At 69.6% G+C, this 20,457-nt stretch carries 16 protein-coding genes and 1 pseudogene; 15 read left to right on the top strand and 2 right to left on the bottom strand.

The features are described 5' to 3' along the window. Window positions 1–3: 3 nt before the first annotated feature. Window positions 4–2,067 carry a methionine--tRNA ligase gene (gene metG / locus ACK4ZD_RS03990; RefSeq protein ID WP_409659024.1) on the bottom strand — a complete coding sequence of 688 codons (2,064 nt, stop codon included), beginning with the start codon at window positions 2,065–2,067 and terminating at the stop codon, window positions 4–6. A gap of 150 nt (window positions 2,068–2,217) precedes the next feature. Between metG and apbC the strand changes: the two genes are divergently transcribed. From apbC to ACK4ZD_RS04060, 14 genes and pseudogenes are all read left to right on the top strand, one after another. Next, window positions 2,218–3,309 (top strand): iron-sulfur cluster carrier protein ApbC, encoded by a 1,092-nt coding sequence (gene apbC, locus ACK4ZD_RS03995; RefSeq protein ID WP_409659026.1) that lies wholly within the window; start codon window positions 2,218–2,220, stop codon window positions 3,307–3,309. Window positions 3,310–3,321: 12 nt separating this feature from the next. Continuing rightward, complete coding sequence (locus ACK4ZD_RS04000; protein WP_409659028.1) at window positions 3,322–3,834, top strand: DUF3305 domain-containing protein; 513 nt, start codon at window positions 3,322–3,324, stop codon at window positions 3,832–3,834. After that, complete coding sequence (locus tag ACK4ZD_RS04005; protein WP_409659030.1) at window positions 3,827–4,468, top strand: DUF3306 domain-containing protein; 642 nt, start codon at window positions 3,827–3,829, stop codon at window positions 4,466–4,468. Before ACK4ZD_RS04000 ends, ACK4ZD_RS04005 begins: the two co-directional genes overlap by 8 nt. Next, window positions 4,416–6,512 carry a 4Fe-4S binding protein gene (locus ACK4ZD_RS04010; protein ID WP_409659032.1) on the top strand — a complete coding sequence of 699 codons (2,097 nt, stop codon included), beginning with the start codon at window positions 4,416–4,418 and terminating at the stop codon, window positions 6,510–6,512. The genes ACK4ZD_RS04005 and ACK4ZD_RS04010 overlap by 53 nt, the downstream gene beginning before the upstream one ends. Then, window positions 6,509–7,132 carry a molecular chaperone gene (locus ACK4ZD_RS04015; RefSeq protein ID WP_409659034.1) on the top strand — a complete coding sequence of 208 codons (624 nt, stop codon included), beginning with the start codon at window positions 6,509–6,511 and terminating at the stop codon, window positions 7,130–7,132. Before ACK4ZD_RS04010 ends, ACK4ZD_RS04015 begins: the two co-directional genes overlap by 4 nt. Window positions 7,133–7,199: 67 nt before the next feature. Then, a complete protein-coding gene (locus ACK4ZD_RS04020; protein WP_409659036.1) occupies window positions 7,200–8,108 on the top strand; it encodes a UDP-2,3-diacylglucosamine diphosphatase in 909 nt (302 codons plus the stop codon). 71 nt (window positions 8,109–8,179) lie between these two features. Then, complete coding sequence (gene ppk1 / locus ACK4ZD_RS04025) at window positions 8,180–10,303, top strand: polyphosphate kinase 1 (RefSeq protein ID WP_409659038.1); 2,124 nt, start codon at window positions 8,180–8,182, stop codon at window positions 10,301–10,303. Window positions 10,304–10,320: 17 nt separating this feature from the next. After that, window positions 10,321–10,782: a phosphohistidine phosphatase SixA gene (gene sixA / locus ACK4ZD_RS04030; RefSeq protein WP_409659040.1), complete on the top strand. Its 462-nt coding sequence runs from the start codon at window positions 10,321–10,323 to the stop codon at window positions 10,780–10,782. A gap of 134 nt (window positions 10,783–10,916) precedes the next feature. Further along, window positions 10,917–12,938 carry a TonB-dependent receptor plug domain-containing protein gene (locus ACK4ZD_RS04035; RefSeq protein ID WP_409659042.1) on the top strand — a complete coding sequence of 674 codons (2,022 nt, stop codon included), beginning with the start codon at window positions 10,917–10,919 and terminating at the stop codon, window positions 12,936–12,938. Between the two features lie 20 nt (window positions 12,939–12,958). Further along, complete coding sequence (locus tag ACK4ZD_RS04040) at window positions 12,959–14,230, top strand: HmuY family protein (RefSeq protein ID WP_409659043.1); 1,272 nt, start codon at window positions 12,959–12,961, stop codon at window positions 14,228–14,230. A 21-nt stretch (window positions 14,231–14,251) separates the two neighbouring features. After that, on the top strand, window positions 14,252–15,289 hold the full coding sequence (locus ACK4ZD_RS04045; RefSeq protein WP_409659045.1) for a hemin-degrading factor: 1,038 nt from the start codon (window positions 14,252–14,254) through the stop codon (window positions 15,287–15,289). A 1-nt stretch (window position 15,290) separates the two neighbouring features. Beyond that, entirely contained in the window at window positions 15,291–16,127 is an 837-nt protein-coding gene (locus tag ACK4ZD_RS04050) for a hemin ABC transporter substrate-binding protein (protein ID WP_409659047.1), read from the top strand. Window positions 16,128–16,207: 80 nt separating this feature from the next. Next, a complete protein-coding gene (locus ACK4ZD_RS04055) occupies window positions 16,208–17,152 on the top strand; it encodes a FecCD family ABC transporter permease (protein ID WP_409659117.1) in 945 nt (314 codons plus the stop codon). Then, a pseudogene (locus tag ACK4ZD_RS04060) lies at window positions 17,149–17,928 on the top strand (heme ABC transporter ATP-binding protein); the annotation flags it as partial. The gene ACK4ZD_RS04055 and the pseudogene ACK4ZD_RS04060, both read left to right, overlap by 4 nt. A 16-nt stretch (window positions 17,929–17,944) precedes the next feature. On the opposite strand, the gene ppx reads toward ACK4ZD_RS04060, so the two are convergent. Then, window positions 17,945–19,516, bottom strand: a complete 1,572-nt coding sequence (gene ppx / locus ACK4ZD_RS04065; protein ID WP_409659049.1) for an exopolyphosphatase — start codon at window positions 19,514–19,516, stop codon at window positions 17,945–17,947. Between the two features lie 162 nt (window positions 19,517–19,678). On the opposite strand from ppx, the gene ACK4ZD_RS04070 reads away from it, so the two are divergent. Beyond that, a complete protein-coding gene (locus tag ACK4ZD_RS04070; protein ID WP_409659050.1) occupies window positions 19,679–20,455 on the top strand; it encodes a ZIP family metal transporter in 777 nt (258 codons plus the stop codon). The last annotated feature ends 2 nt before the right edge of the window (window positions 20,456–20,457 follow it).

Raw genomic sequence — 20,457 nt, forward strand, 5'->3', positions numbered from 1 at the left:
GGGTCACCTGACTCGCATCCCGGGTTGGGCGCCCGGCCAGGGCTCCAGCACGTAGATGCCCGGCTGGGTCTTTTCGTCGGCATGCGAGGCGGCCAGCACCATGCCTTCGCTCACACCGAACTTCATCTTGCGCGGGGCGAGGTTGGCCACCATCACGGTGAGCTTGCCCACCAAGTCCTCGGGCTTGTAAGCCGACTTGATGCCGCTGAAGACGTTGCGCGTCTTGCCTTCGCCCACATCGAGCGTGAGGCGCAGCAGCTTGTCGGAGCCTTCGACGTGTTCGCAGGCCACAATCTTGGCGATGCGCAGGTCGATCTTGGCGAAGTCTTCGATGCCGATGGTGGGGGCGATCGCCTCCCCGCCGGGGCTGGGGGCCTCGACGACGGGCGGCTCGAACAGGGCGTCGAGCAGCTTGGGGTCGACGCGCTGCATGAGGTGCTGGTAGGTGCCGATGGTATGGGCACCGAGCGCGCGGTCGGCGTCGGCAAACTGCAGCGGCGCGACCTTCAGGAAGGCTTCGACCTGCGAGGCCAGGGCCGGCAGCACCGGCTTGAGGTAGATCGTGAGCAGCCGGAAGGCCTCGATGCACACGGTGCAGACCTCGTGCAAGCGGGCGTCCATCCCTTCTTGTTTGGCCAGCTCCCAGGGCTTGTTCTGGTCGACGTATTCATTGACCCGGTCGGCCAGCAGCATGATTTCGCGCAGGGCCTTGCCGAACTCGCGGTCCTCATACAGGCGAGCCACCCCGCTGCGACCGTCGCGCAGGGCTTGCAGCAGGGTTCGGCCGTCGGGGCCGATTCCGGTGGTGAGCCGTCCGCCGAAACGCTTGGCGATGAAGCCTGCGGCGCGGCTGGCGATGTTGACGTACTTGCCCACCAGGTCGCTGTTCACCCGCGCCACGAAGTCCTCGGGGTTGAAGTCCACGTCCTCGACGCGTGCGTTGAGCTTGGCCGCGATGTAGTAGCGCAGCCACTCGGGGTTCATGCCGAGCGACAGGTACTTCAGCGGGTCGATGCCGGTGCCGCGGCTCTTGCTCATCTTCTCGCCGCTGACCGTGATGAAGCCGTGCACGAAGACGTTGGTGGGGGTCTTGCGGCCGCTGAAGTGCAGCATGGCCGGCCAGAACAGGGTGTGGAAATAGGTGATGTCCTTGCCGATGAAGTGGTACTGCTCCACCGCTGGGTCGGCGATGAATTCCTCGAACGAGCGGGTCTCGCCGTATTTCGCCCGGGGGCCTCCCCGGTCGAAGTAACTCTTCAGCGAAGCCAGGTAGCCCACCGGCGCATCGAGCCACACGTAGAAGTACTTGCCCGGCGCATCGGGGATCTCGATGCCGAAATAGGGGGCATCGCGGGAGATGTCCCAGTCCGACAGGCCGCCGTGGCCGTTCTCGTCGGTGGCGAACCATTCCTTGATCTTGTTGGCCACCTCACTTTGCAGCTTGCCGTCCTGCGTCCACTGCTGCAGGAAGTCGATGCAGCGTTGCGAGGAGAGCTGGAAGAAGTGGTGCTCGCTGGTCTTCATCACCGGCGTGGCGCCGGTCAGCGTGGAGTAGGGGTTCTTCAGCTCGGTGGGGGTGTAGACCGCCCCGCAGACCTCGCAGGAGTCGCCGTACTGGTCCTTCGCGCCGCACTTGGGGCATTCGCCCTTGATGTAGCGGTCGGGCAGGAACATGTTCTTCACCGGGTCGTAGAACTGTTCGATCTCGCGGGTGTAGATCAGGCCGTTGCGGCGCAGCGCCCGGTAGATGTCCTGGGCCAGTTCGGTGTTTTCCGGGCTGTCGGTGGAATGCCAGTGATCGAAGCTGATGTGGAAGCCGTCGAGGTATTCCCTGCGGCCGGCGGCGATCTCGGCCACGAAGGCCTGAGGCGTCTTGCCGGCCTTCTCGGCAGCAATCATGATCGGCGCGCCATGGGCGTCGTCGGCGCCGACGAAGTGCACCTGGTGGCCCTGCATGCGCTGGAAGCGCACCCAGATGTCGGCCTGGATGTACTCCATGATGTGGCCGATGTGGAACTTGCCGTTGGCGTAGGGCAGGGCGGTGGTGACGAAGATCTGGCGTGTCATCGTGGCGTGGCGCTGCGGGTGCGAACGCGACTGGGGGAAAACCCCGGATTCTAGGCCGCCGGGGCGATGGGCGTGCCCCTGCCGTCCTCAGGCCGGCGGTCCCTGCGCTAGACTGGACCAAACCCTGTTTCATCCACCGTCCGACCTTCCATGGCCCCGACCGAACAAGCGCTGCAAGACGCCCTCAGGACCGTCGTCGACCCCCACACCGGGCGCGACTTCGTCAGCACCAAATCCTTGAAGAACCTGCGGATCGACGCCGGGGACGTGAGCTTCGACGTGGAACTGGGCTATCCGGCTCGCAGCCTGGCCCCGGCCCTGCGCAAGCAGCTCATCGCCGCGGCGCGCACGGTGCCGGGCGTCGAGAACGTCAGCGCCAACATCACCACCCGGGTCATCGCCCACGCGGTGCAACGCGGCGTGCAGCTCTTGCCCAAGGTGAAGAACATCATCGCGGTGGCCTCGGGCAAGGGCGGGGTGGGCAAGAGCACGACCACGGTCAACTTGGCCCTGGCCCTGGCGGCCGAGGGGGCGAGCGTGGGGATCCTGGATGCCGACATCTACGGCCCCAGTCAGCCCACGATGATGGGCATCCAGGGGCGCCCCGAGAGCCTGGACGGCCAGACGATGGAGCCGCTGGAGAATTACGGCGTGCAAGTGATCTCCATTGGCTTCCTGATCGAGCCCGACAACCCGATGATCTGGCGCGGGCCCATGGCCACCCAGGCGCTGGAGCAGCTGCTGCGCCAGACCAACTGGCGCGAGCTCGACTACCTGCTGGTGGACATGCCGCCGGGTACGGGCGACATCCAGCTCACGCTCAGCCAGCGTGTGCCGCTGACCGGTGCGGTGATCGTCACCACGCCTCAGGACATCGCGCTGCTCGATGCCCGCAAGGGCCTCAAGATGTTCGAGAAGGTGGGCGTGCCCATCCTGGGCATCGTCGAGAACATGGCCGTGCACGTGTGCCCGAACTGCGGCCACACCGAGCACATCTTCGGGGCCGATGGCGGCCGCAGGATGGCCGAGCAGTATGGCGTGGACTACCTGGGGGCCTTGCCGTTGAACCTGTCGATCCGCGAGCAGGCCGATGCGGGCCGTCCCACGGTGGTGAGCGAGCCCGACGGGGAGATCGCACGCCTGTACCTGGAGGTGGCGCGCAAGGTCGCGGTGAAGATCGCCGAGAAGGCCAAGGACTACTCGTCCAAATTCCCGACGATCTCGATTTCGAAAACCACCTGAGCGGGGGAGCGCATGACGCCGTCCGCACCGCAACGCAGTCGCCTGGAGGTGGCGGTGGTGATGGAGCGGGAGCGCGCGCCCAACGCCTGGGAGGACTGGTGCTTCCGCGTGGTCGAGGTCGTGCCCCAGCAGCCCGGCTTCGGGCGGGCCCCGCGGCTGCTGATCGACGATGGCCGGTGTGCGCGCTGGCTGTACCCGGGCTTGACGGTCGAGCTGTTCCGCGACGAGGGCGAGGGCTACCACCTGAACCTCAGTTCGGGCCGTCCCGTGTGGTTCGTGATGTGGCGCCCCGAGGCCGACGACCGGTCCCGGGCCCGGCCCGAGGCGGTGAGCCTGTCGTACAACGAGGCAGGCCGCTGGCTCGATGCGCAGGAGCGGGTGGACAGCGTGCCTTTGCAGGCCGAGGTGGTCGCCTGGCTGCAGGCCTACACTGACGACCATTACCGGCCCGAACCCAAGAAGCGCCAGCGCCCGGCTTCCTTCCTGGGGCCCGGCCGGCGCGAGCCGGGAGGGCCCGATGGCTGAGGAAGGCTTCCTCGCGCGCTGGTCGCGCCGCAAGGCCCAAGCCGGCCAGGCTCAGCCGGACGCAGGGCCGGCACAGCCGCCGGTGCCCGATGCCGTGCCGCTCGGGCCGCCCGGGCCGCCGGCGGCCGTGCCGGCCGAAGTCTCTGCCCCCGCCGACGCCCCTGCTGCGGCGCCGGCCTCGCCGCCGCCCACGCTGGAGGATGCGCAGCGGCTGGATCCAGGCGCGGATGTCTCGCGCTTCATGGCCCCCGACGTCGACCGGACGGTCCGGCATGCGGCGCTGAAGAAGCTCTTCAGCGACCCGCACTTCAACCGGATGGACGGGCTGGACGTCTACATCGAGGACTACACCCAGTTCACCCCGGTGTCGCAGACGGTGCTGCGCCGCATGGTGCAGGCGCAGGCCCTGGGGCTGTGGCGCGAGGAGCGCACGCCGAACGAAGGGCCCGAGGCAAAGCCCCATGGCGCCGACGGCGGCAACGTGCCACAGTGTCCGGATCCGGCCACGTCGGAGCCCGCCGCCGATGCGGGCCGTGAGCCAGCCCACGATGAAGACCCTGATCTGCAGTTGCAATCGCACGATGCCCCTGGACGAGGCGGCCCTGAACCGGGCGCTGGGTCAGGCGGGCGCTGAGGCCGAGCTGTCGGCTCACACCGTGCTGTGCCGGCGCGAGGCCGGAGCTTTCCAGCGGGCGGCCCGCAGCGGTGAGGAGCTGCTCGTGGCCTGCACCCAGGAGAGCCGCCTCTTCCTGGAGCTGAACGAGGCCACCGAGGGCGCCCGGCCGGTGGCCGAGCGGCCGATCCGTTTCGTCAACATCCGCGAGACCGCGGGATGGTCCCGTGACGCGACGCAGGCCACCCCGAAGCTGGCCGCCCTGATCGCGGCGGCCCAGTTGCCCGATCCGGCGCCGGTGCCCACGGTGAGCTACCGCAGTGCGGGGCGCTGCCTCGTGGTGGGCCCTGCCGAGGCCGCGCAGCGCGCAGCCTCGCTGCTGGCCGATGCGCTGGAGGTGACCGTGCTGGTGGAAGGGCGTGGCGGGGCGTTGCCGCAGCGTCGCGCCCAGGCCGTCCATGCCGGGCGTCTGACGGGGCTGCGCGGCTGGCTGGGGGCCTTCGAGGCGAGCTGGACGAGCGACAACCCCATCGACCTGGAGTTGTGCACGCGCTGCAACGCCTGCATCGAGGCCTGCCCGGAGGGGGCCATCGATTTCAGCTACCAGGTGGACCTGGATCGCTGCCGCTCCCATCGTGCTTGTGTGCGCGTGTGCGAGGCGGCCGGGGCCATCGATTTCCAGCGCGAAGCGCAGACCGTTTCCGAGACCTTCGATCTCGTGCTCGACCTGGGCGACGCCCCTCGCCTGGCGATGCACCAGCCGCCGCAGGGCTATGTGCACGCTGGCCGAGACGAGGCCCGCTTGCTGCAGGCCGTGCTTCTGCTGAAGGACTGGGTGGGCGAGTTCGAAAAGCCCAGGTTCTTCCACTACAAGCGCAAGCTGTGCGCCCACAGCCGCAACGAGAAGCTCGGCTGCAACGCTTGTGTGGAGGTCTGCTCGGCCCGTGCCATTCGGTCCGAGATCCATGATGGCGGCGGCATCTTCGTCGAGCCCCACCTGTGCGTGGGCTGCGGGGCCTGCGCCACGGTGTGTCCCAGCGGTGCCCTGGCGTATGCCTACCCCGACACGGTGGACCAGGGCCGCCGGCTGCGCACGCTGATCTCGAGTTACCTGAAGGCCGGCGGGCGCAGCCCGGCGCTGCTGCTGCACAGCGAGGGGGCGGGCACCCGGCTGGTGGAGGATCTGGGCCGCGCCGCGCGGGTGGACGAGACGCTCCTTGGGGTGCCTGCCCGGGTGCTGCCCGTGGCGGTGTGGCACACCGCCAGCGTGGGGCTGGATCTGTGGCTGGCCGCCTTTGCTTACGGGGCGGCCCATGTCTGGGTGCTGCTGACCGACGAGGAGGCGCCTGAATATCGCGAAGCGCTGGCGGCGCAGGCGGCCGTGGCCAACAGGGTGCTCAACGCAGTGGGCTTCGACGGTACGCCAGTGGCGCTGATCGAGGCTCGCGATGCGCGCGACCTGGCGGCCCTGGACCAGGCCCTGCGCGCGCCGGCTGTCCGCACGGTGCGGCAGCCGGCGACTTTTGCCACCCAGGCCGACAAGCGCGTCACGCTGGACCTGGCCATCGATCACCTGCTGGCCCAGGCGCCGCAGCCCGTGGACGAGATCGCCCTGCCTCGGGCGGGCGCGCCGTTCGGCACCGTGGTGGTGGATACCGACAAGTGCACCCTGTGCCTGAGCTGCGTGGGGGCCTGCCCGGAGGGAGCCCTGGCCGACAACCCCGAGCGGCCCCAGCTCAGCTTCATCGAGAGGCACTGCGTGCAGTGCGGTCTGTGCGAGACCACCTGCCCCGAGCGGGCCATCACGCTGCAGCCGCGACTGTGGCTCGCCGAGGCGGGCCAGGCGCGCAAGCGGGCGCGGGTGCTGCATGAAGTCGAGCCTTATCGCTGCGTGCGCTGTGGCAAGCCCTTCGGCACGCTCAAGGCCGTGGAATTGATGATTGGCAAGCTGGCCGGCCACGCGGCCTTCCAGGGGGCCGCACTGGAGCGGCTGCGCATGTGCGGCGACTGCCGCGTGATCGACTTGTACAGCCAGTCCGACGAAGTGAGGATCACCGATCTATGAGCACCACCGCCATCGCCTTTGCCGCGCCCGACGATGCCGAGGAGCTGGCGCGTGCCGAGATGTACGGTGTGCTGTCGAGGTTGTACGTGGCGCCTCCCGACGAGAGGCTGCTGCGGCAGTTCGCGGTGGCCGTGACCGAAGCGCCGGTCGAGGGCGCCTTCCTGCAGCAGCCCTGGGAGGCGCTGGTGGCTGCGCTGCGCCAAGCCACACCGGCCGAGGTGGCCGACGAATACGATGCGCTTTTCCAGGGCGTGGGCAAGCCCGAGGTGTTCCTCTACGGCTCGTACTACCTGGCCGGCTTTCTCAACGAGAAGCCGCTCGTGGCGCTGCGGCAGGATCTGGCGGCCTTGGGCCTGACCCGTGACGAGGCCCGCGGCGAGACCGAGGACCACGTGGCCTATGTGTTCGAGGTGATGCGCTATCTCATCGCCGGCGAGGATGCGGCGGTGTGCAACCTGGAACAGCAAAGACGCTTCTTCCGCACCCATGTGCAACCCTGGGCCGAGGCCCTGTGCGATGCTCTGGCCGCACACCCCCGGGCCCGGGTCTACCGGGCCGTGGCCGAGCTCACGCGCGCCTTCGTGCAGGTGGAGGCGCAGGGCTTCGACATGATCGAGTAGTCGCGTTCATCGGGCTGTCACGACCCTGACGTGGCGGCGTCACGGCGCCGCGTCACGATGCGGGTCCATGCGATGGATCCCATCCACCGAGTTCTTCCAACCGCAAGTGGCCCGCGCGGTCCTGGGGACGCCATGCACCGACGAGACCGTGAAGGCCGCCGCGGAGCTGGCGGACGATGGCGCGTTGAAGGTGCGCACCGTCTTCATCTCCGACATCCACCTGGGCACGCCGGGCTGCCAGGCCGCGGCGCTGCTGGACTTCCTGCGCACGGTGGAATGTGAGACGCTCTTCCTGGTGGGCGACATCATCGACGGCTGGCAGCTGCGCCGACAATGGTACTGGCCGCAGGCCCACAACGACGTGGTGCAGAAACTGCTGCGCAAGGCCCGCAAGGGCACGCGCGTGATCTTCATCCCGGGCAACCACGACGAGTTCGCGCGCCGTTACGTGGAGCACAACTTCGGCGGCGTGGACGTGGCCGAGGACTGGGTGCACCTGACCGCCGACGGCCGGCGCCTGTGGATCACCCACGGCGACCTCTTCGACGGCGTGATCCAGTGCGCCAAGTGGCTGGCCTACGTCGGCGATTCGCTCTATGAGTTCACGCTGAAGCTCAACCGCCATCTGAACTCCCTGCGCGCGCGTCTGGGGCTGCCGTACTGGTCGTTGTCGAAGTACCTCAAGCTCAAGGTCAAGCGGGCGGTGAGCTACGTCAGCGACTTCGAGGAAGCATTGGCCCGTGAGGCGCGCCGGCGCGGCGTCGACGGGGTCGTGTGCGGGCACATCCACCATGCCGAGCTGCGCGACATCGACGGCGTGCTCTATGCGAACGACGGCGACTGGGTGGAGAGCCTCACGGCCCTGGTGGAACATGCGGACGGGCGCCTGGAAATTCTCGACTGGGCCGCCCGGCGAGGGCAATTGCAGGCGGGCCGAGCTGCTGCGACGGTGCCGGCACGCAGCGTGCCGGCCTGAAGAGCTGCCGCGGCCGGCGCTGGCGGCCCGCTTGTCGTCGCGCCGTCATGCGCCAGTCATATACTGAACCAATGAATTCGGATTTCGCCCCCGTCTTACCGATCGAGCGTGTGTCGTCGGGGCCGGCTTCCGCCGGCATGCCCGCCGCCGGCCTGAAGCTGCTCAACCGCGAACGGGCCATTTTGGAGTTCAACCGCCGCGTGCTGGCCCAGGCCCAGCGGGCCGACGTGCCGCTGTTGGAGCGGCTGCGCTACATCTGCATCGTCTCGTCCAACCTCGACGAATTCTTCGAGGTGCGCTTCGGTGACTACCTCGAGGCGGCCCGCCGGCCCGGTGGCGGGGTGTCAGAGCATGACCTCGCCGAGGTGGCCGCTGCCGCGCATGAGCTCATCGACCGCCAGTACGCCGTGTTCAACCAGGAGGTCATGCCCGCCCTCAAGCGCGAGGGCATCATCATCCTGAACCACGCCGAACGCAACGAGGCCCAGCGACGTTGGGTGGACCGCTTTTTTCAGCGTCAGGTGCGTCCGCTGCTCGTGCCCCTGGGGCTGGATCCGGCCCACCCCTTTCCGCAGGTGGCCAACAAATCGCTGAACTTCATCGTCAAGCTCGGCGGCAAGGATGCCTTCGGGCGCGACAACTCGATCGCCATCGTCAAGGTGCCGCGCGTGCTGCCGCGTGTGATCCGCCTGCCGCAGGAGCTGACCGACGGGCAGCAGGCTTTCGTGCTGCTGTCCAGCGTGATCCGCGCGCACCTGGAGGAGCTGTTCCCGGGCCGCAGCGTCGAGGCCTTCTCCCAGTTCCGCGTCACGCGCGACTCCGACCTGGCGGTCGACGAAGAGGACGTGACCAACCTGCGCCAGGCGCTGCGCTCGTCGCTCACCACCCGCCACTTCGGCCAAGCCATCCGACTGGAGGTGGTCCGCACCTGTCCGGCCGACCTGTCGGGGTTTCTGCTGAGGCAGTTCGGCTTGCCCGAGGCGGCGCTGTACCGGGTGGACGGGCCGGTGAACCTCGTGCGGCTGAACCAGCTCATCGACCAGGCCGACGCGCCGCATCTGCGCTTTCCCGCCTTCGAGCCGGCCTGGCCGCGCGACCTGCCGAGGCAGGTGTCGATGTTCGAGCGCCTCAAGCGCGGCGACGTGCTGCTGCATCATCCCTTCGAGTCCTTCGAGCCCGTGGTGCAGTTTCTGCGCGAGGCCGTCCACGACCCGGACGTGCTGGCGATCAAGCAGACGATCTACCGCACCGGCAGCGAGTCGGTGCTGATGGACCTGCTGATCGAAGCTGCGCGCCGCGGCAAGGAAGTGATGGCGGTGGTCGAGCTCAAGGCCCGTTTCGACGAAGAGGCCAACATCAACTGGGCCGAGCGCCTGGAGGCGGTGGGCGCCCAGGTGGTCTACGGCATCGTGGGTCTGAAGACGCACGCCAAGCTGCTGCTTGTCACGCGGCGCGAGGAAGGCGCCCGCGGACCGGTGCTACGCCGCTATGCCCACCTGTCCACCGGCAACTACAACCCCAAGACGGCACGTCTGTACACCGATGTCGGTTGCCTCACGGCCGATGCGGAGCTCACGGCCGATGCCGACGTGGTCTTCCAGCAGCTGGCCAGCCTCACCCGCGTGCGCACCCCGCGTCACCTGCTGATGGCGCCGTTCAGCCTGCACAAGCAGATGCTGCGCCACATCGAGCAGGTGGCCGAGGCCGCCCGCGCCGGCGCGCCGGCACGCATCGTGGCCAAGATCAACGCACTGACCGACGTGCCGCTGATCGAGGCCTTGGTCCAGGCGGCGCAGGCTGGGGCCAGCATCGACCTGATCGTGCGCGGGGCCTGCATCCTGCCGGCCGGGGTGCCGGGCCACACCGAACGCATCCGCGTGCGTTCGGTGGTGGGCCGTTTCCTCGAGCACACCCGCCTGCTGTATTTCCGATGGGGAGGCTCGGACGACCAGGAGGTCTTGTACTTGTCCAGCGCTGACTGGATGAGCCGCAACATGTTCCGCCGTATCGAGGTGGCCTGGCCGGTGCGTGACGCTGCGCTGCGCCAGCGGCTGATCGATGAGTGCTTGATGCCCTACCTGCTCGATGCCCGCGACGCCTGGACCCAGCATCCGGACGGCCACTACGAGCGCGTCGGCACCGACGGACCCAGTGCCCAGCAGGCGCTGATGCTGCGCTACGCGTCTGCGAGCTGACGGGGCTGAGGTCGGCCATGGACCTGATCCTGTGGCGCCATGCGGAAGCGGCCCAGGCGCGCGCCGACCAGGACGACTTGGCGCGGCCCCTCACGCCCAAAGGCGAGCGTCAAGCGGCGCGCATGGCCGAGTGGCTCAACCAGCGCTTGGCCCAATCCACGCGCATCCTCGTCAGCCCCGCGGTGCGCACCCAGCAGACGGCCCAGGCCTTGGGTCGTCCATTTCGCACGGTGGCCGCGCTGGCGCCCGGGGCCGACGTGCAGGCCGTGCTGCGCGCGGTGCGCTGGCCCGACGCCAGCGAGCCGGTGCTCGTCGTGGGCCACCAGCCGGTGCTGGGGCTGGTGGCCGCGCAGTTGCTCGCCGGCGTGGATCAGCCCTGGTCGATCAAGAAGGGGGCCGTGTGGTGGCTGCGTCAGCGCGAGCGCAACGGCGGCCATGCCGTGGTGCTGCAGGCGGTGCAGTCGGTGGATTGTCTTTGAGCCTGGGCTGCGTGGCCCCGCCCGGGCATTGGGGGAGGGCTTGGAAGCCCTGGGAAAGATAAGACATTGATTGAGGTCGCGAATGAGAACGATTAGCATTACGAAATCTAATCGTTCCATCGGAGACCCGATCCGTGTCCTGTCCGTTGCCTTTCCGCCGTGGCGCTCCGGGGTCGATGCCGGTGGGGGTCATCGGGCTCGCACTGGCACTGCTCCCGGCTGGGCCGAAGGCCCAGCCGGTGGCCGCGGCGGTGGACACCATCGTCGTGACGGGCACGCGCACGGAACGATCCGCCGACGACACCCCGGTGCGCACCGAGGTGGTGAGGTCCGAGGAGCTGCGCCGCACCCATGCGCGCACCCTGAAGGAGGCGCTGGAGAACGTTGCCGGCCTGCAACTGCGGGAGATCCATGGCAAGTCGGGCTACGAGCTGTCGATGCAGGGCCTGGGCAGCGACCAGGTGCTGGTGCTCGTCGACGGCCTGCCGCTGACGGCCAGCACCGGCTCCACGGTGGATCTCAGCCAGTACTTGCTCACCGACGTCGAGCGCATCGAGGTGGTCAAGGGGGCGGCGTCGGCGCAGTACGGCAGCTCGGCGATGGGCGGAGTGATCAACGTGATCACCCGCCGCATCGAGCCGGGGCGGGACGGTCACGTGGTGGTGGATGCCGGCAGTCGAGGGCGGCAGAACCCCTCGGGCCGGCGCCTGGACCTGGGCCAAGGGCACGTCCAGGCGGGCGTGCAAGGCGGTAGCGAGCGGTGGCGGCTGCGGGTCGCCGGCGATCTCACTGACGACCGGGGTTTTGCAGTGGACCCGGCGGCTTGGGCGCGCCAAGGCGATGCAGTCAGGCGCGGGCAAGCCGGGGTGCGCCTGGCCTGGCATCCGGTGACCGACGGGCAGGTATGGATCGATGCCAACCATTACAGCGAGGACGCCGAGAAGCGCTATGACTTTGTGGTGCCTCCCCGCATCGTGCCGCAACGCAAGACCGAGGAGGCGCGACGGGACCGGGTGTCGGGCGGGATGCGCTGGCACCTGGGCGGCGGGGCGGCGATCGATCTGCGCGCGGTGCAGGAACGCTATCTCGCTCACACGCTGTCGTTGTCCGACGCTGCGCTCGTCGGCCATCGCCGGGCCGAGCTGGATTTGAGCCACCTGGGGGGGCAGCTCGACCTGCCGCCTTGGGGGCGGCAACGGTGGCAGTTGGGCTTCGATCTGCACCGCGAGGGCCTGTCGCAGACGAACAACGGCCAGTCGGAGGTGGTGCTCGACGGCCGCGTGGCCCGCCACAGTCGGGAAGTGTTCGTGCAGAACGACATCGTGCTCGACGAGCACTGGGAGCTGCTGCTGGGGCTGCGCTGGCAAGAGGATTCGGATTTCGGCGGCCATGCGGCGCCCAAGCTCAGCCTGCGTCGTCGCCTGGGCGGGCCATCCGGCTGGCACGGCAGTGTGCGGGCCAGCCTCGGCCAGGGCTACCGCGTGCCCAACCTGAAAGAGCGCTACTACTTGTTCGATCACAGCGCCCTGGGCTACCGGGTGATCGGCAACCCGCAGTTGCAGCCCGAGTCGTCCACCAGCGCCCAGCTTGGAGCCAGCTTGCAATTGGGCGCTGGCCTGCGGCTGGAGGCGAACCTGTTCCACAACCGGGTGCGCGACCTCATCCAGACCGACTTGACGCGCCCCACGGTGATCGACGGCGTCGCGCACTACACCTACCGCAACGTGGCGCGCGCCCGCACGCAGGGGCTGGAGACCGGCGTGCAATGGCGGGCCCTGCCGCCGCTGCGCCTGCAGGCGGCCTACACCTACACGCACACCCGTGATCTCGCCACTGGACAGGAGCTCACACGGCGGCCCCGCCACATCGCACGCCTGGGCGCCGACTGGGCCTGGAGCGAGCGGCAGGAATGGTCGCTGCGAGCGCGCCACCAAAGCGACGAGCGGGTCGATACCGCCGGCGGCGCGCGCTCTCCGGCCTGGACCACGGTGGATCTGCGCGTCAACCACACGCTGCGCTCGGGGCTGACGCTGTTTGCCGGTGTGGACAACGTGTTCGACACCCAGCGCGACTTCACGCAGGCCCATGACTTCAGTCCGGCATCGGGTCGCTTCGTCTACTTCGGCGCGCGTCTGAGCTTGGGCGCCCAACCCTGAGATCCCAAGGAGATCATCCCATGCCACCCACCCCCTACCGGCTGCTGCCACTACTTTGCGCCTCATGGATCCTCGCCGCCTGCGGCGGCGGTGGCGGCGAGGAGGCTTCCGATCCCGACCCCTCCCCGACACCGGCCTCGGCGTTCACGCAGCAGGCCACCTGGACCGTCACGCCGCCGGCCGGCGGCACCTCAGTCTGCTATGACTTCAACGCACGCGTCGAGGTGCCGGGTTGCAGCGGCAACGCCTGGGACGTGAAGCTCACCGGCAGCGCGCGCGGGCCCAGTCTGTGGACCAACAGTGGCACCAGCGGCAGCGGTGCGGGCGGCGCCTTCGGCAGCCCCTTCGACCACACCTGGAGCGCGCTGCAGGCATGGACGAGTGCCACCACAGACCCCAGCGGCAACGTCCTGCCGTCCACCGTGTACCAAACCGACGGTGCGCGCAGCGTGTTCACCGGCAGCAACGGCATCCAGTCGGCGGCCTTCGAGTACGGGGTGGGCGGCAGCGGCGACCACCGGCTTTATCCCAACTTCCGCGTTTTCCTGATTACCACCAACACCGCCTCGGCCGATGCCATTGGCAGCGAGGACTCGCCGGTGTTCGCGCTACAGGTGACGGGCTACTACGGCGGCACCGGCGGCACGACCTCGGGCTATCCGTCGTTCCGGTGGGTGGACCGGCGCGCGCCGGACACGGTGCGCGAGGCCACCGTCGATGCACGCGCCGGCTGGGCCTACTTCGATCTCGTCACCGGCACGCCCAGCAGCGAAAACGGAACCTGGCACATCGCCTTCAACCGCTACCACGTCAAGCTCAACGGCGGCAGCTCCGGCCGCGGCACCGTGGGCGGCTATCTCGGCAAGACGCCAGCGGGCTTCTACGACGGCAGCGGCCACCCGGTGGCCGCGAAGTTCCAGGCGACGACCCTCCTGGCCGACACCCTGGCCGAATTGCGGGCCGATGACATCGCCACCCCCGCCAGCGCCCAGGCCTGGGTGCGCGATGCGCTGGCCTCGGCCTTGAACCCCGCGTATCGAGGCGCCTACCCGGGCGCGCTGGATCACGGCTGGTACGTCTACCACCCCACGGCGGCATCGGCCCAGGCCGCGGGATTGCCGGCGGTGGCCCACCTGCTGCAGGCCCGACCCGATCGGGGCACCCTGGTGCGAGGGGGGGAGGGCAACACCTACGCCCGCATGCGGCTGGCCTCCATCACCTATGCCGACCCCCGCGAGGCGTCCAGCGCCCAGACCTGGACCTTCGAGTTCGACGTCCAGCCCGCACCCTGAGCCTGCCAGGAGACCTGCACGATGAATGCCCAGATCCGCATGATCGACCTGCGTGCGCGCCACGACCGGCTGGTGGCCGAACAGCCCCGGCTGCGCATGCGCGAGCGCGCCGCCCGGCTGCACGCCAGCGAGGCCGAGCTGGTGGCCGCCGGCTGCGGCGTCACCTCCTACGAGCTGGACGCCCCGCCCCAGGACATCGTTCGCGCGCTGCCTGCACTGGGCCCGGTGATGGCGCTCAGCCGCAACGACTGGTGTGTGCACGAGCGCCATGGCCGCTACGAGGACGTCCGGGCCGACGGCGCGGTAGGCCTGGTGCTGGGCCCGGACATCGACCTGCGGCTGTTCTTCGAGCACTGGGTGTACGCCTACGCGGTGATCGAGCACGAGCGCCACAGCCTGCAGTTCTTCGATGGTGCGGGCGTGGCGGTGCACAAGGTCTACCGCACCGAGGCCACCGACGTGCAGGCCTGGGAGGCTCTGGTCGCCCGCCATGCCTTGGAGGACAAGCGCCCGGTGCAGCCCACGCCAGTGGTGCTGGCCGAGGAGACCGACACCCCTGAGGACGCGGCCGCCTTGCGTGCCGATTGGCTGGGATTGCAGGACACGCACGAGTTCTTCCCGATGCTGCGCCGGTTCAAGGTGTCCCGCCTGGGCGCACTGCGCGCCGCCGGCGTCGACCTGGCGCAGCCGGTGGACGCCCAGGCCGTCGAACGCATGCTTCACGCGGTCTCGGCCACGGCCTTGCCCATCATGTGCTTCGTCGGCAACCGCGGGATCGTGCAAATCCATACCGGAATGGTGCAACGGCTGCTGCGCACCGGTCCCTGGTTCAACGTGCTCGACGAGCGCTTCAACCTGCACCTGGACACCACGGCGATCGCCTCGTGCTGGGTGGTGAACAAGCCCACCAGCGACGGCTGGGTCACCTCGCTGGAGGCCTACGCCGCCGACGGCGGGCTGATCGTGCAGTTCTTCGGCGCGCGCAAACCCGGCCAGCCGGAGCGACCGGCCTGGCGCCGGCTGCTCGCCGATCTGTGCACCCAACCGCTGGCGGCCTGAGATGCAGCGTCTCGACCTCGGGCGCCGCCGATGGCTGCTCGTGTGGGTGATGGCCGGGGCCCGGGCGGCGGCCGCCGGGCCGGCCCGGGTGGTGAGCCTGGGCGGCGTGGTTACCGAGATCGTCCATGCCCTGGGGGCCGATGCGCTGCTGGTGGGGGTGGACCAGTCCAGCCAGTACCCGCCGTCGATGCGGACTCTGCCCCAAGTGGGCTACTACCGCAATTTCTCGGTGGAGGGCGTGGCCAGCCTGAGACCCGACTTGGTACTCGCCTCCGAGCACGCCGGGCCGCCGGCCGCGCTGGAGCAACTGCGCCGCCTGGGCCTGAGGCTGGTGGTGGTGCCGGCAGGGGCGACGCTCGAGGCGCTCGAGGCCCGCATCCAAGGGGTGGCCCAGGCGCTGGGTCGGGGCGAGCAGGGCCGCGCGTTGGCGGCCGACATCGTTCGGCAGGTGCACGCGCTGGCGCCGCTGCCGGCGCGGCCGCGCGTGCTGCTGCTGAGCAGCCACACCGGCCGCTTGCAGGCGGCCGGGCGCGACACCGCCGCCGATGCCCTGCTGGCCCTGGCCGGCGCCATCAACGTGTTCCACGCGCACAGCAGCTTCAAGCCGGTGTCGGCCGAGACGGTCAGCGCCTTGCAGCCCGAGGTCATCGTCACCACCGAATCCTCGGTGGCCGCCGCGGGCAGCCTGGAGCGCTTTGCTGCCCAGCCGGGCATCGCCGGCACCCCGGCGGCGCGGCAACGCCGCATCGTCGTGATGGACGACCTCTTGCTGCTGGGTTTCGGGCCGCGGCTGCCACAGGCCTTGCAGCGGCTGCGTGCCGGCATGGAGGGGCCATGAGAGCGGCCGCCGACGCGCTTGCGCTGCAGCGATCCCCCTGGCCCGCACCGGCGCGATGGCTGGCCGGCGGCCTGCTGTTGGTGGGCACCCTGACGCTGCTGTCGGCCGCCCTCGGGGCGGTGAGCGTGCCCTTGGGCCGGCTCGGGCCGGTGCTGTGGTCGGTCCCGGTGGATGCCGATGAGGCCCTGTGGCGCCAAGTGCTGATCGAGGTGCGTCTGCCGCGTATCGTGTTGGGCCTGCTGACCGGGGCCGCGTTGGCTGTCTGCGGGGCGGCGATGCAGGCCCTGTTCCGCAACCCGCTGGCCGAGCCCGGCCTGGTGGGCATCTCGCTGGGCGGTGCGGCCGGCGCGGTGGTGGCCATCGTGCTCGGGGCGCAGACCCTGCCGACGGTGGCGGTGCCAGCCTTCCTCGGCAGTCTGCTGGCCACCCTGGCGGCCTACCGCCTGGGCAGCCGGCATGAGGGGATGGCCCGGTTGCTGCTGGCCGGTGTGGCCATCAATGCGATCTGCGCCAGCCTGATCGGCCTGTTCACCTTCCAGGCCAGCGACGTGCAACTGCGCAACCTCACCTTCTGGAACCTGGGCAGCCTGGCCGGTGCCCACTGGACGCTGCTGGCCTGGCTCGCGCCCTGGGTGGTGGGGCTGTCGGCCTGGCTGATGCGCGACTGGCGGGCGATGAACGCCTTGCTGCTGGGCGAGCGCGAGGCACGCCACCTGGGCTATGCGCCCGAGCGGCTGAGGCGCCGCATCGTGCTGAGCTCGGCCCTGCTGGTGGGGCCGCTGGTGGCCGTGGCCGGCACCATCGCCTTCGTCGGGCTGGTGGTGCCCCACCTCGTGCGCTTGGCCGTGGGTGCCGACCATCGCTGGCTGCTGCCGCTGTCGTGGGTGTTCGGTGCCGTGGCCCTGCTGCTGGCCGACACCGCGGCGCGCTTGGTGGTCATCCCGGCCGAACTGCCCATCGGCATCGTCACGAGCCTGGTGGGCGGCCCCTTCCTCCTGTGGCTGCTGGCGCGAGGCCGGTCATGATGCTGCGGGCGCGGAACCTGCACCTGGAGCGCCAGGGTCGCGTGGTGCTGCGGGGGGTGGACCTGGACCTGCGCCATGGCGAGGTGCTGGGCGTGCTCGGGGCCAACGGCGCCGGCAAGTCCTCGCTGCTGGCCGCGTTGGCCGGCGAACTGCCTGCACGGGCCGGCGCGGTGACGCTGGACGATCGTCCGCTGGGCTTGTGGAGCGCGCAGGCGCTGGCACGGCGCCGTGCCGTGCTGCCGCAGTCGCCGTCGCTGGGCTTCGATCTGGAGGTGGCCACCGTCGTCGGCATGGGCGGCTACCCGCACCCCATGCTCAGCCCCAAGGCCCTGCGGGACTGCTGCGACCAGGCGATGCACGAGGCCGATGTGGTGGGCTTGGCGGGGCGGCGCTACCTGGGCTTGTCCGGCGGCGAACAGCAGCGGGTGCAGTTCGCGCGCAGCCTCGTGCAGGTGCTGGCCGGCCGTGCGCCCGGCGAGTACCGCGCACTGCTGCTCGACGAACCCACCGCCAGCCTCGATCCCCGCCATCAGACCGGGCTCATGCGCACGGTGCGGCGGCTCGCCCGGCAGGAGGGGCTGGCGGTGATGGTGGTGTTGCACGACGTGAATCTTGCTGCCCAGGCCTGCGATCGTCTGTTGCTGCTGTCGAACGGTCGGGCCGTGGCGCAAGGGCCGGTGACCGAGGTGCTCCACCCAGCGGCGCTCGAGGCGGTGTACGGGCTGCCGGCCAAGGTGATCGACGACCCGCGCGGGACAGGACGGCCCCTGGTGCTGTTCAGCGACAGCTCGCTCAGCTGCGAGTGCGAAGACTCAATCGAAAGCCCTCGATCCGCTCCCAGGCCGCTTGCTCCTCGCGCAGCAGATACATCGTGCGCGGATGGGCTTCGGCCCAGCCAGACTCCACGCTGAGCACGACGGTGCGGCCGTGGCGGCTGGCGCTGAGGGCCGACAGCTCCGGCAGGCTGCGTGCATGGCACAGGATCACCGCCAGGCGCAGGCTCAGCACCTGCAGCGCGAAGGTTTCCTCGCGCAAAGCCTCCTCCAGCTTGCGCAGTCCCCCGCGCTGGCCCATCACCAGGTCGGCCAGACGGCGCTGCTGCGACTGTGAGAAGCCCGGCGCATCGACATGGCCCAGCAGGTAGGCGCTGTGGCGGTGATGGTCGTGGTGCGAGACCATCATGCCCATCTCGTGCAGCGCGCAGGCCCAGTCCAGTTCGCGCTGCACTTCCATCGGGGCCTGGGGCGCCAGGCTGGCGTGTAGGGTACGGGCGACGGTCTGCACCCGTTCGGCCTGGAGCCGGTCGATGCCGAAACGCAACTGCATTTGCGCGACCGAGTCGTCGCGCATGTCGTGAGGGTGCTCGCTGTCCAGGCTGCCGTGCAGGCGGTCCTGGAGGTCGAAGATCACGCCTTGGCGCAAGGCCCCCCGGGCAGGTTGCAAGGCGACGATTCCGAAATGCGTGGCCAGCGTGTAGAGGATGGACAGCCCGCCGCCCAGCACGGCCTTGCGATCTTCCTTGAGGCCGGGCAGGGACAGGCGCTCGGCGCGGCCCGCGCGCAGGCAGCGCTCCATGCACCAGCGCAGGCCCTCGGGCGTGATCGTGCCGTCGGTCACCCCGCTGGCCAGCAGCAACTGCGACACCGCGCCCACCGTGCCCGACGAGCCCAGTGCTTCCTGCCAGCGCGTGGGGGCGAAGGTGTCCAGCGCCTCTTCCAGTTCGGCACCGGCGGCCACTTGGGCCCGCCGGAACGCCGCCTCCGTGTAGCGCCCATCACCGAAATAACGCAGCGACAGGCTCACGCTGCCGATCTGGAAGGACTCGGCCTGCAGCGGTGAGCGGCCTTCGCCGAGGATCATCTCGGTGGAGCGTCCGCCGATGTCGACGACCAGACGGCGGCCGTCGCCGGGCGGCATCAGCCGCGCCACCCCCACGTAGATGAGGCGGGCCTCCTCGCGACCGGAGATCACCTCGATCGGATGGCCCAGCACGGTCTGGGCGCGGCGCAGGAAGGCGTCGCGGTTGCGCGCCTCGCGCAGCGTCTGCGTAGCCACCGCCCGCACCTGACCGGGGCGGAAGCTGCGCAGGCGCTCGGCGAAGCGCGCCAGGCAGGCCAGGCCGCGCAGGGCGGCCTCCTCGGTGAGCATGCCTTGTGCATCCAGCCCGCCGCCCAGGCGCACGGTTTCCTTGATGTAGTCCAGGCGCCGGTACTGGCCGCGCTCGATCTGGCCGATCTCCAGACGGAAGCTGTTCGAGCCCATGTCGATGGCGGCCAGTGGCGATCCGGCCTCGCCGGCCGAGGCATCGGGGCGCCGCACGGCCGGCGTGGCAGCATAGGCGGAAGAGGGCGTGGAGGAGATCATGGCCGTGATTGTCCCTGCAAGGGCCGCCGGCCGTCACCCGGGAATCGGGTCGTGCCGGGTGCGGCGGCGCCATCTTGACATGATTGATAAGATCACCCGTGCATCGATGCACAGCGAAGGGCCTGCGGGCCCTTCTTTGCTGTTGTCCACTTCTGCGCTTCCATGACGCTCGCCTACATCGTCCTGGCCACCCTGATCGGTGGCGTCTTGTCCGTCGTCATCGCCGCCAGCCTCACGGTGAGCGTGCTGAGCCGGGTGGTGCGCAGTCTGGTGAGCCTGTCGGCCGGTGTGCTGCTGGGCACGGCGCTGATCCATCTGCTGCCCGAGGCTTTCGAAAGCTCCGCTGGCGCTCACGAACTCTTCCTGACCTTGCTGGGGGGCTTGCTGTTCTTCTTTTTGCTGGAGAAGGCCGAGCTCTACCGTCACGGCCACCATCACGAGGGCGACGGCGACCACCATCACCACGGCTTCGACCACGAGCAGGCGGGCCGGGGCGGCTGGACCGTGCTGGTGGGCGACAGCATCCACAATTTCTGCGACGGCATCATCATCGCCGGGGCCTTCCTCGTCGATGCCCGCCTGGGCGTGGTGACAGCCCTGGCCATCATCGCCCACGAGATCCCTCAGGAGGTGGGCGACTATATCGTGCTGCTCAATGCGGGCTTCTCGCGCGCCAAGGCATTGCTGTACAACGCCGTGTCAGGCCTGGCGGCGGTGGTGGGCGGGGTGGTCGGTTACTTCGTTGTGAAGCCCTGGGAGGATCTGTTCCCCTACCTGCTGGTGGTGGCCTCGTCCAGCTTCATCTATGTGGCCGTGGCCGACCTGATCCCCCAGTTGCAGCGCAGACTGTCACTGCGCGAGACCATCGCCCAACTGCTGTGGCTGGCCGTGGGCCTGGGCCTGATCCTCGTGCTGGTGGACCAGTTCCACGGCCACTGACC

The organism is Caldimonas sp. (assembly GCF_046291045.1).
GTDB lineage: Bacteria > Pseudomonadota > Gammaproteobacteria > Burkholderiales > Burkholderiaceae_C > Caldimonas.